Annotated in this window: 13 protein-coding genes; 8 read left to right on the top strand and 5 right to left on the bottom strand. The window is 41.2% G+C overall.

The annotated features are described in order from the left end of the window. Positions 1–4: 4 nt before the first annotated feature. Genes VB077_RS00065 through VB077_RS00055 form a run of 3 tightly spaced genes read left to right on the top strand, consistent with a single transcriptional unit; the run spans position 5 to position 1,829 of the window. The gene (locus VB077_RS00065; protein ID WP_323413161.1) at positions 5–454 is read left to right on the top strand and encodes a hypothetical protein; all 450 of its coding nucleotides are present in this window, start codon (positions 5–7) and stop codon (positions 452–454) included. Between the two features lie 12 nt (positions 455–466). Next, on the top strand, positions 467–1,372 hold the full coding sequence (locus VB077_RS00060; protein ID WP_323413160.1) for a xanthine dehydrogenase family protein subunit M: 906 nt from the start codon (positions 467–469) through the stop codon (positions 1,370–1,372). Continuing rightward, complete coding sequence (locus tag VB077_RS00055; RefSeq protein ID WP_323413159.1) at positions 1,365–1,829, top strand: (2Fe-2S)-binding protein; 465 nt, start codon at positions 1,365–1,367, stop codon at positions 1,827–1,829. Before VB077_RS00060 ends, VB077_RS00055 begins: the two co-directional genes overlap by 8 nt. A 94-nt stretch (positions 1,830–1,923) precedes the next feature. Here the strand turns inward: VB077_RS00055 and VB077_RS00050 are convergent, their stop codons facing one another. Further along, a complete protein-coding gene (locus VB077_RS00050) occupies positions 1,924–3,414 on the bottom strand; it encodes a Ppx/GppA phosphatase family protein (protein ID WP_323413158.1) in 1,491 nt (496 codons plus the stop codon). 192 nt (positions 3,415–3,606) lie between these two features. On the opposite strand from VB077_RS00050, the gene VB077_RS00045 reads away from it, so the two are divergent. Both VB077_RS00045 and VB077_RS00040 read left to right on the top strand, forming a co-directional pair. Continuing rightward, entirely contained in the window at positions 3,607–4,377 is a 771-nt protein-coding gene (locus VB077_RS00045) for an NYN domain-containing protein (RefSeq protein ID WP_323413157.1), read from the top strand. Positions 4,378–4,490: 113 nt separating this feature from the next. Next, positions 4,491–5,693 carry a DUF2974 domain-containing protein gene (locus VB077_RS00040; RefSeq protein WP_323413156.1) on the top strand — a complete coding sequence of 401 codons (1,203 nt, stop codon included), beginning with the start codon at positions 4,491–4,493 and terminating at the stop codon, positions 5,691–5,693. Here VB077_RS00040 and VB077_RS00035 read toward each other — a convergent pair whose 3' ends face one another. After that, on the bottom strand, positions 5,694–6,560 hold the full coding sequence (locus tag VB077_RS00035) for a helix-turn-helix domain-containing protein (RefSeq protein WP_323413155.1): 867 nt from the start codon (positions 6,558–6,560) through the stop codon (positions 5,694–5,696). Between the two features lie 165 nt (positions 6,561–6,725). Between VB077_RS00035 and VB077_RS00030 the strand changes: the two genes are divergently transcribed. Continuing rightward, positions 6,726–8,201 (top strand): aldehyde dehydrogenase family protein, encoded by a 1,476-nt coding sequence (locus tag VB077_RS00030; RefSeq protein WP_323413154.1) that lies wholly within the window; start codon positions 6,726–6,728, stop codon positions 8,199–8,201. Positions 8,202–8,330: 129 nt separating this feature from the next. Here the strand turns inward: VB077_RS00030 and VB077_RS00025 are convergent, their stop codons facing one another. Together VB077_RS00025 and VB077_RS00020 are read right to left on the bottom strand one after the other, a co-directional pair. Next, a complete protein-coding gene (locus tag VB077_RS00025) occupies positions 8,331–8,801 on the bottom strand; it encodes an acetate uptake transporter family protein (protein ID WP_323413153.1) in 471 nt (156 codons plus the stop codon). Beyond that, positions 8,785–8,991, bottom strand: coding sequence for a hypothetical protein (locus VB077_RS00020; RefSeq protein ID WP_323413152.1), 207 nt, complete (start codon positions 8,989–8,991; stop codon positions 8,785–8,787). The genes VB077_RS00025 and VB077_RS00020 overlap by 17 nt, the downstream gene beginning before the upstream one ends. Before the next feature lie 287 nt (positions 8,992–9,278). On the opposite strand from VB077_RS00020, the gene VB077_RS00015 reads away from it, so the two are divergent. Further along, positions 9,279–10,187 carry a radical SAM protein gene (locus VB077_RS00015; RefSeq protein WP_323413151.1) on the top strand — a complete coding sequence of 303 codons (909 nt, stop codon included), beginning with the start codon at positions 9,279–9,281 and terminating at the stop codon, positions 10,185–10,187. A gap of 86 nt (positions 10,188–10,273) precedes the next feature. Here the strand turns inward: VB077_RS00015 and VB077_RS00010 are convergent, their stop codons facing one another. Beyond that, on the bottom strand, positions 10,274–10,489 hold the full coding sequence (locus VB077_RS00010) for a small acid-soluble spore protein Tlp (protein WP_323413150.1): 216 nt from the start codon (positions 10,487–10,489) through the stop codon (positions 10,274–10,276). 157 nt (positions 10,490–10,646) lie between these two features. Between VB077_RS00010 and VB077_RS00005 the strand changes: the two genes are divergently transcribed. After that, the gene (locus tag VB077_RS00005) at positions 10,647–11,351 is read left to right on the top strand and encodes a Bax inhibitor-1 family protein (protein WP_323413149.1); all 705 of its coding nucleotides are present in this window, start codon (positions 10,647–10,649) and stop codon (positions 11,349–11,351) included. Positions 11,352–11,549: the final 198 nt, after the last annotated feature.

Genomic DNA, 11,549 nt, shown 5'->3' with positions numbered 1-11,549 from the left:
TATAATGAGGAGCTTAAAAGGAGGACTTCGGATTGCCGGGGTCATAATGATCGGAGTATTACTTCTCATCGGTACTGTGAGTTGGAATTCTCCGGGTAAAGCGCAGGCTGCAGCGCAAGCCAATCGATTTGCTAAAGCCGTCAACGACAATAATCCGGCAGACCTCTATGATTATCTTCTGCCGGAAATACAAAATCAGTTGAGCCGCGAAGAATTTGTTCAGAACTTTGCCCATGAACGTTCCTATCCGTATCTCACGCCGCTTTATATTTACTTGGATGAAGTGGATTTAGCGAAAGGTCAAAAGTCCGGTGAAGCCATTTTTACCGTTGCTTCGCGGTTACCGGGGGAAAAAATGAAAGTAAAACTGGCTTATGTAGAAGGAAAGTACTATATTGACGCTTTTCGTGACGTTGCCGATGGAAGCTATATCGAAAAATTTAAAAAATTATAGGGTGATCTTAGAATGAGTTTTAAAACCTTTTCACCGCAGACCCCCGCTCAGGCCCTTGAATTATTAAGTCTAAATGGGAATTATCGGCCGATCGCCGGGGGAACGAATATCTTAGTTGACCTTCACCAAGGAAAAGCTGCTCCGTCAGGGCTTGTTGATCTGTCAAAGCTTAATGAATGGAAGATGATCGAAGTTAAGGGAGAAGTCTTGGAAATCGGAGCCCTCGTCACCCATACTGAAATGGAGGCACATCCCGTCCTCTTAAAATATTGCCCTGCTTTAAATCTGGCCGCCGCGTCGGTAGGAAGCCCGCAAATTCGAAATCGGGGAACATTGGCCGGCAATTTACAAAGTGCTTCACCGGCCGCGGACTGTGCCCCTCCGTTGATGGTCTATGATGCAGTCTTAACCCTCGTGAGCCGCTCATCGACCGGCCAACTCCAAGAACGTCAGCTCCCGATTACCGAGTTTTTTAAGGGAGTAGGGCAAACAGCGCTTCAGCCCAATGAACTGATTTCCAGGGTGAGCCTTCCGCTGAATATCTGCCGGCAATCGCTCTTTTTAAAGTCGGGCTTGCGCAAGGCCTTAGCAATTTCCATGGTAAATCTGGCTGTAAATATCGAATTAGATAGGCAAAATGTCTGCTTAAATGCACGGATATCCCTGGGCTCAGTCGCATCTACGCCGGTTCGGGCCAAAGAATCAGAATCCTTTCTTGTTGGTCATAAGCTGGATATCCGGACAATAGAAGCTGCCAGCCGGTACGTTCAAAAAGCAATATCACCAATTTCTGATCTTCGGGCTACAGCTGAATACAGGCGTTATCTAGCCCAAATCATGCTTCAGGACGCACTGCAAAGACTTTCTCTGGCTAATGAAGAGAAACAAAAGGGGAGAAAGGACGACGCTTATGTCTGAAAGAACGATTAAATTAACTATTAACGGTAAATTAGCCTCCATCAATGTTGAGGAAGATAAAACGCTTTTGTACCTGCTGCGCGAAGTTATGGGATTAACCGGAACGAAAGAGGGCTGCGGTGAAGGCGACTGCGGGGCTTGCAGTGTACTTCTTGACGGTGAGCTTGTTAATTCCTGTTTGGTTCTTGCGATTCAGGCAGACGGTAAAGATGTCATAACGATAGAAGGAGTCGGTACAGAAGAACACCTTCATCCGATTCAACAAGCCTTTATCAATGTAGGGGCTGTCCAGTGCGGCTATTGCACACCGGGCATGGTTTTAGCTACTAAGGCCCTGCTAGATAGGATTCCGCAGCCTACGGAGGAAGAGATCCGCCGCGGCCTATCCGGTAACCTCTGCCGCTGTACTGGCTATCAAAAAATTGTTGATGCCGTTAGGAAAGCTGCTGACTCATAGAATATTTTTATTAGGATCGCGAAATTAAGAAGGGGCGTTCAAACGCAAATTATCGTTTGGAACGCCCCTTTCATAGAAAAGGTATCGGCTATAATTAGATTATCGCAAGCTTTTTCCCAAATTCCTTCGCGAAGAGCGCTGCGGAATCTGAAGCTTCTTTCGCTTCAAGATCGTGATTAGATTCAGAAAGAAGTCTTAGCGTGACCGCCTCAGATTCCTTTAAGCACTCGATATTTGTGACATTGCCATTCATACGGCGGTCCAATGCTTCAGCCAATTTTAAAATAACGCCCAGCTTACGAATTGTCTTTAGACCTTCCTCAAGAAGCAAGGGTTTGTAGTCATTGCTTATTTTAAAATTGCTTTTCCGGTGATAAGCGGCAACATACGCCGCAATCAGCAATTCACGCTGGCTGAGGCCATTGATCCGTGAATTTAAAATGGTATAAAACGAATGCAAGTGATGGTCATAATAGCTGATATTGATACCGCAGTCGTGTAAAAGTGCCGCTGTTTTAAGGATCTTTTCTTGAGATGGATCAATTTCATGATCAGGACTCAATTGCTCCAGCATGGAACGGCAAAGCCCCCATACATGGTAGGCATGCTTTTGATTCAAGTTAAAATTATTCATAAGATTTTGCAGTGAAAAGTCCAGAACGTCATTAACCGGATTAAGATCCGGCAAGAGGTACTCAAAAATGAGGCCCTCCCGCAAACCATAACCGCTGACATAAACATCGCTAATGCCGCAATACATGATCAAGGCATTAATCGCGGTGGTTGCTCCCCAGAAAATATCGGCACGATCGGGAGAAAGTCCCTTAATATCTTTGCGGCGGCGGGCAGGAGTTGTTAAGATTAGTTTATGAATTTCTTGAACGCGTTCGCTCGTCAGATAGTAATTGTGCGAAGCTTCAAGAGGGTAAGTCTTTTTCTTCTTATCGATTTTCGCGATATTTCGAAAACTCCCACCGATTCCAACCAGCGGGATGTTATGCGGCAGCCACCCGATCTCATGGTAAGCCTTGATCAATAAATTAGTGACCACTCTTTCTTTTTCATAGACATTTCCCTTTGCTTCCTCAAGTTGTTCGGAGATATGAATCGACCCCAGGGGGATGCTTGTTACCTCACATATTTTCTTGTCCTTCATCCAGATAAGTTCAGTGCTGGACCCACCGATATCCATAATAAGCGCTTCGGAGAGATCAAGTGAATTGGCAACGCCGAAATAGTCATAAAAAGCCTCTTGTGATCCTTTCAGTACACGCACATTAAGCCCTGTTGTCTGTTTGACAAGGTCAAGAAATTCCTTGCAATTCGCAGCTTTACGGACGGCTTCGGTAGCCACGACAACGATTTTATCGACATTAACACCGTCACAGAGATTTCTGAAAAATAGCAAGGTCTCCACAGCTTTTTGCATCCGAATCGGATGAAGATTGCCATTGGGCAGAATATCCTTGCCGAGCCGAACGGAATGTTTGACATCATCAATAATGCGATAGGAATTTTTAGTGATCTGAACAAGTACCAGGCGTATGGAGTTTGAACCCATATCAATGATTCCTATTATTTTCATATCTTACTCCTCATATAATGCGCGTATATTACACAATCAGACCTAATTTTACCCGTAGTATGACATAAAAATATTTCTCTTTCAAGAATATGTTAAATATTAAAACAAAGAAAAAGCTACAAATTTACAATTATGATATAATCACAAATAGAAGCTGCGATAAAGCGCTTTCAAAGAAGGAGGAGTAGTAATTTGGAGAATGATAAGAAAATTGCCGTACTGATTGACGCAGATAATGTATCGGATAAATACATTAAATATATTCTTGATGAGGTATCCAACCACGGAATTCCTACATATAAAAGAATTTATGGGGATTGGACAAAACCCCAATTAAATGCCTGGAAGATAGTGCTTCTCAATTACTCGATTACACCAATTCAGCAATACAGCTATACCACAGGTAAAAACGCGACAGATTCGGCTCTCATCATTGATGCAATGGATATTCTTTATTCCAAAAACGTAGATGGATTTTGTATTGTTTCCAGTGACAGTGATTTTACAAAGCTGGCATCCCGCCTTCGGGAAGCCGGTATGTATGTCATCGGCATGGGAGAAAGAAAAACACCGACGCCGTTCATATCCGCCTGTGAAAAATTCAAATATCTTGAAGTATTAGCGGGAAGCCCTACAACTTCAGTTCAGGCTATCTCCAGCCCCCGAATTGAAAAGCAGGATATTCCGAAAAACGGGATGGCCAGTATAGATGAACTGATTAAAACGATCAAAATAATCATTACGGAAAGTTCAGATGAAGATGGATGGGCATTTTTAGGTGAGGTAGGCAAGAGGCTGAATAAGCGTTATCCGGATTTTGATACTCGAAACTATGGTCATACAAAGCTCACCCCGCTGATATCTTCTTTAAAACAGTTTGAGATTCAACCACGGAAAACAAGCAACCCTCATATCATTCATTATTTTGTAAAAAACATCAATAAAAATAAAACGCAAGCTTAAACCTCCATTATCTCAAGCGTATTCTCTTCGGAATAACTTGAGATTTTGCTTTAGGTTGAAAATAGGAATGAATTGCTTATCACCGTTATTATAAATAGAAAGGAGGTCGTTAAATGAAGGAGAAAGGAACTGTGAAAGAGATCGGCTTAACAAAAAAGAATAAAGAAATGTCCGGTATTCTTGATTATCTGGACTGGCGAGGGGACTTAAGCTTTAGCCGCGATGGCTTTAATAAAGTGGATAATTTGATTTTCTCTGTTTTTTCGTATCTTCCTTTCGAAGGAATTGTTCCGGAAGAGACGGATGAGGGCTCAATTACATTGTCAGAAGCAGCGGAACGCTTTAAGGAAAAACGAAATAGAATTGAGTCTTTGCAGCATCATCCATTATTTAGACAGATCCCTAAATTATTATTCAAAGCTGCTAGCTCAACACGTTATCAGGATATTCAACTCTCGCATTACGTGAATCAAATGGACTATGAACAGTTTAAGCAGTTTTCAGCCATTGTATTTTCACTATCTAATGAGGAGCACTATATTGCCTTTCGCGGCACAGATGATTCCCTGATCGGCTGGAAGGAAGACTTCCAAATGAGTTTTATGGATGAAGTCCAATCCCAGAAACAGGCAGTCATTTACATAAACAGTATTTTTTCGCAACTCAACGGCAAATTCTATTTAGGCGGTCATTCCAAAGGGGGCAATTTGGCAGTATACGCAGCAACCCGCGCCACAGAAGAAATGCGTGAAAGGATACTGGGCATCTATAATAATGATGGGCCAGGATTTCAAGCCCACGTTATCCAGAGCGAGGGATATCAAAGTATACTTCGCAAGATCAACACCCTGATCCCTAAATCGTCAGTGATAGGGATGCTGCTTGAACATTGCGAGGAGTATAAGGTCGTGGACAGCAGTCAAACGGGAATTATGCAGCATGATGCATTCACATGGCAGGTCAAAGGCGCTCATTTTATTTATGAGGAAGATCTTACCCAGGGCAGCCTAAACTTCAATAATGCCATAAGGGCATGGGTTGATCAGCTGTCCCTAAAGCAAAGAGCCCAATTTGTAGACGCCCTGTTCGAAATCCTGCAAGCTACGGGAGCAAAGACCTTTGGCGAATTATCAAAGGAAAAACTGACTATGGCAAATACCATGATCAAAACCTATAAGAATATGGATACAGTAACTCAGGCACAATTAAAGAATTCAATTGAAATCTTCTTTAAGGAAAGTCAAAAAGCACTTCGCAATTCCGTACGGTTTACAATGGGTAAAGATATTAGCAGGATATTTGTAACGAAAAAATAATCAGGTTGTTAGTAAATGGTTACCATGAATTTGAAGCAGCTGTTTTTGATACTGCTTAGGCGTGATACCATATTTCTCTTTAAAATGATTTATAAAGAGAGAAATATTATTGTATCCCAGGTCATAAGCAACGTCAGTTACTTTGGAATTGCTGATTAATTCTTTAGCCTTTTCCATGCGGAGATCTGTTAGATATTCTTTTGGAGTAATTCGCATTATTTTTTTGAAGTACTGGCAGAAGTTGGCTTCTGACATGTTGAGTTCTGCCGCAATCTGCTGAATCGTAATGGGATGCATATATTCATTATGGATAATGTAAAGGGCTTTTTTTATTGGATTATCCAGTCCGCAATTTAATAATTGGGTAACCCCTTTGACCTGAAAGAGGCGATAAATTAGTTCCTGAGCATATAAATCGATAAGATATTCTTTCTGGTTACATTGAGAAGTCAAGATTTTGACAATCCTGTGATATACATCTTGAAACTCTTCATTTTCCTGTGCGCATAGAAGTTGATCTTGAATGAGAGTTTCATAATCAACGTTATAGTCCAAGCTTACACTTTCACTAACCTTTTGAATCAAGTTATCATCCAGTTCAAAAACAAGCGCCTTGGTCGGTGTATCAATCGTCATATGAACTTTTGTTTGAGGCGGCATCAACAGAAATTTCTTTTTATTGTAAGTAAAGGTATCCTGATTGATGCTCACATGCTTCTCACCCTCAAGAATCGTACATAGTCGCGTATATTCATACGATTTGTAGGTGTCAGAATAGTTTTTGGCAAAATCGTAATATAGAATACGCATAAAATTGGTCTCAATCCGATCAGATAATTCATAATTACGGTTAAAATTAGTAAGCATAAGGACACCCCCCTTAAATATATCATATTGTTAAATGAAACGAGCTTGGAAATATTAAGATTTTTAAAATTTTGATAGTTTATTTTAATAATTGTTAGAATTTTTCGTATTATCATTTTATACTACCCCTATAAGCCATTATTTAATGAAAAAGGGGGATTTTACATGGAAAAGATTATGGATAGTACCTACCAACTTTACATCGATGGAAAGTGGGTTGACGGCAAAGAAGGAAAGACATTTAAAACGTACAATCCGGCTAACGGCGAACTCCTTGCAACATGTGTTGATGCAGGGAAGGAAGACGTGGATCTTGCCGTCAAAGCTGCTTGGAAAGCTTTCCCCAGCTGGAAAAATGTCAGTCCTCAGGAACGTGCGCGCATGCTGCTGAAGATTGCCGATCTCATTGACGAAAACGCAGAAAAGCTTGCAATGATTGAAACCCTGGATAATGGTAAACCAATCCGTGAAACTAGGAATATTGATCTTCCTCTGAGTTCTGATCATTTTCGTTATTTTGCCTCAGCCATCAGAACCTTAGAGGGCGAAGCAACAATGATCGACAAGGACACCTTGAGCATTATTCTCAGAGAACCCCTCGGTGTCGTCGGCCAAATCGTTCCTTGGAATTTCCCCATTCTCATGGCCGCCTGGAAACTCGCACCGGCCTTAGCTGCCGGAAACTGTATTGTCTTCAAACCGTCCTCGACAACCTCGCTTAGCGTTCTTGAACTGGCCAAGCTGTTAAACGAAGTTCTGCCCGCAGGTGTCGTCAATATCATTACAGGCAGAGGATCGGGTGCCGGTAATTATATCCTTGAACACGAGGGCTTAAGAAAGCTCGCCTTTACTGGATCGACGGAAGTCGGTTATACAGTAGCCGAAGCTGCTGCTAAGAAAATAATCCCTTCAACCCTCGAACTTGGCGGAAAATCCGCGAACATTTACTTCCCCGATATTCCTTGGGATAAAGCGTTGGAAGGCTTGCAAATGGGTATCCTCTTTAATCAGGGACAAGTTTGCTGCGCAAGTTCCAGAGTCTTTGTCCATGAAGATATCTATGATCGGTTTTTGGAAGAAGCGGTCAAAGCATTTGAAAACATTAAAGTGGGTCTGCCTTGGAAAGAAGATACCATCATGGGTTCGCAAATCAACGACACGCAGATCAAGAAAATCCTCAACTACGTCGAAATCGGCAAGAAGGAAGGGGCTCGTGTCGCAACCGGAGGTTATCAGATTAAGGAAGACGGCCTAGAAAAGGGCAGCTTCATGAAACCGACCATCTTAGCTGATGTTAAGAACTCCATGCGCGTTGCCCAGGAAGAAATCTTCGGACCTGTCGTCTGCTTCATTAAGTTTAAGGACGAGGACGAAGTTATTCAAATGGCAAATGACAGTGAATATGGCCTCGGCGGCGCTGTATGGACGAAAGATATCAACCGCGCCTTCCGCGTGGCTAAGAGCATTGAAACCGGAAGAATGTGGGTTAATAATTATAACAACCTTCCTGCTCACGCACCGTTTGGCGGATATAAGAAATCCGGCATAGGCCGTGAAACCCACAAGGTCATCCTTGACCACTACACTCAAATGAAGAACATCTATATCAGCCTTACCGAGGACAAATTCGGTCTGTATTAAAATAATAGCCTATACGGAAAAACGCTCCGGCATTTTGCAGCCGGAGCGTTATTATGTATGCAGGTAGAAGGCAACTAAGACTTCTGGTTGCGCTAAGGCTTGGCGCAAGCCAATCATTTCTTTAATTCCTTACATGCTATGTTTCTGACCATGAACTTGAGTAGAAGATCCCTTTTTGATAAGATTAAGTGGCTTGCCAAGAGGCAAGATTTCACGGCTGTAGAAATTTTTGAAAAATATTGCTCCTGAGGCATAAAAACCAACGAGTGAAATAATAAATTCAGACCAACCGGCAAGTTTAGCGAGTAATGCCACAGGGCCCATATTAAATGATACACCTGCTAGGGAGATAAAGAGTATATCAATAAGAAATAACATTATTAAAAAAGGAATGTTAACTTCGAAAGAAGCAATTGTGATAAAAAGTGAGAATATTAGGTAACCCACAAAAACTACACCTAACATCTTAGGATCAACGGCAGCCTTCATTCCCTGGCCTAACATTCCGTTCATAGTCGCCCAGGAAAGAGCCATTCCTACCCAGAAAAAACCGTACGCCCCTAAAACTGTGCCGCCGAATACGTTATTTTTTAAAGTCAATACTTGCGGCCATAATTTGGACGATACCTCCCAATAATGCTGCCCAAACAAAAAGTAAACCGGTTGCTTTAGGATCAGTAAAACCCAATTTTGCAGACGAAGCTACAAAGCATACCAAGGATAAACCTAAAACGCCAAATGCAGTAGGATCAGCACCCGTATAGCTGATTTTTACTTCTTGTGGATCCATATCACATTCCTCCTTTTAATTTACTAAATCAGCAATCCGTAAGTTTAATTTTGGTTATTCCTCCTTTCTCAGTATAAATAGAACTTTAATACAGTTAAATATATTTCAGATAATATCATAGAAGAACATAAATGTACATAATATTATGAATATTCCGAACGTTATAATATAGCACGTATAGTCGATTTCTAGATAAGGTTGCCATAATTTCTTTTAATGTCGACGAATATGGTATGATATGTTTAAATATTAACGATGATTAAGTTAATAATTATGGGGTAAAAAACATGGAACTACTAACGAACAAATTACAAAATTGTACTTTATGTCCGCGAAACTGCGGAGTTAATAGAATAGAAGGAAAGCGAGGCGTATGCAGAGCAGGAATTAATCCCAAGGTAGCTTTGGCATCTATCCATAAGTGGGAGGAACCTTGTATCAGCGGAACAAGAGGTTCCGGTACCATTTTCTTCTCACACTGTAATTTAAAGTGCGTATTCTGCCAAAACTACAAGATTAGCCAAGAGGACTTTGGAAAGGAAATTTCGATTGAAGCGTTAGCCGATCTGTTTATTAGGCAACAGGGCAAAGGTGTTCATAATATTAACCTTGTGTCCCCGACTCAATATCTGGTTCAGGTAAAACAAGCGCTTATTATCGCTAAGCAGAGAGGCTTAAATATACCTGTCATTTATAATACAAACGGTTATGAGAGTGCCGAGCAAATAAAAGGGTTGAACGGGCTTGTCGATGTGTACCTTCCCGACTTTAAATACGCCGAAAATGACCTCGCAAAAAGGTACTCCGGCATAGAAAATTATTTTGAATATGCTTCGGAAGCCATTATTGAAATGTATAATCAAGTGGGTGCGCCCAAATTTGATAAAGAAGAAATAATTTGGGAAGGCTTGATTATAAGACATTTAATTTTGCCCGGTCACTTAGAAAACTCAAAGAAAGTGCTTCAATGGATCGCCTCTAACCTACCGAAGAACATCTACGTAAGCCTTATGGGGCAGTATACACCGATGTACAGGGCAAGTGATTATCCCGAACTGAGCAGGAAACTATTCGGAAGAGAATATGATAAGATCATTGATTACTTCTTTAAAATAGGATTAGAAAACGGTTTTGCCCAAGAGATTTCATCAGCCAAAGAAGCTTATACGCCAAAGTTTAATTTAGAAGGGGTATGACTTTATTCCGAAATAATAAAACAGCTCCCTTCCTATTGGAAAGGAACTGTTTCCATTATGGGTGGAACGCACACGTAATTTGACTTTTAGCCTTGTGATTCATCTCTTTTTTCGTCAATAAAAGCATTAATGCTTTCTTTGCGATGTTCATTTTTCACTTCGATATCACGCTTTTCTTTAGAGGTAATTTCATCCGAATATTCTTCAAGATATTCCTCAGCTTCATGCAAATTATCTAGCGTGTGGTTAATATGTTGCTGAAGGTGTATCTCATTATCTGCCCGGTTATCAGGTTTAGCCAATGTAATCCCTCCGCTTCTATTAAGACTTGCCTTATTATGATGACCCATTTTGCCGGATGCTATGCAACGTATACATTTTTATTTAATGGGTACTTTTCTTTTAATATGATACAAATTCGGATATAATGATAATATAGAGTTTAAAGGAGATGAGATTATGGGGAACAATGAGTACTCTGAAGAATATACACGTACAGTTATGGATAGACGAAGCACTAAACCGATCGCTATGACACAAGTTATGGGATTACTCTCATTCATGTTTTTAGCGATGGCGGCAGGTGCATTTCTCTTGCCGCCCCAATATTTTATTCCTGCAGTGATTATTGAGTTTATCCTCATTTTTGCGATCCCGATTCTGAGCGGGCGAGATGCAGCGGAAGGAAAAGAACCCGCGCTAGGATTGACCGGAGGGCTGGCACTCGTTTTTGCGGCCTGTACGGGTGCTGTTCTGGGACCAACCGTTCAAATGTTAATGTCAACAGCAAATGGTGCAATACTTCTTGGGCAAGCGTCTTTAGTAACCTTCATCGTCTTTGCGAGCTGCGGAGTTTATGGGTACTTAACCCGGCGCAATTTAAGCACATGGAGCAAAGCCCTTTTTACTAGTCTTCTCGTTCTCCTTGGGATTATGATTCTATCCCTGTTTTTTAGGAGTAATCCACTTTCTTTAGCGATTGGCCTTGGCGGCGCAGTATTATTTGGATTGCTTACGGCTTTTGATTTTCAACGCATGAAACATAGTACTTCTGATGAAACAGTGATGGTTGCCCTAAATATATTCCTAGACTTTATTAACCTGTTTACCTTTATCTTAAATATCGTGATGATCTTCAATGGCGGCTTCGGAAGCAGGGATTAGCCACTGTAATGAAGTTAAAAACTAGGCTTTAGTGATAATGCCTAGTTTTTAATGTCTTTAATAGCCTCTCGGAATAAAAAGGGAGGAAATCTCCAAGATGGGATAAAGTCCCTGGGAATTACGATGAGCAAAAGGAGATGAAGAACCCCACTCATAAAATGGGCATGCCAAAAAGGCCTAACCGCACTCCTTTTTCAA

It is taken from the genome of Desulfitobacterium sp., assembly GCF_034927245.1.
Classification (GTDB): domain Bacteria; phylum Bacillota; class Desulfitobacteriia; order Desulfitobacteriales; family Desulfitobacteriaceae; genus Desulfitobacterium_A.
This window is presented reverse-complemented; position numbering and strand designations above follow the sequence as displayed.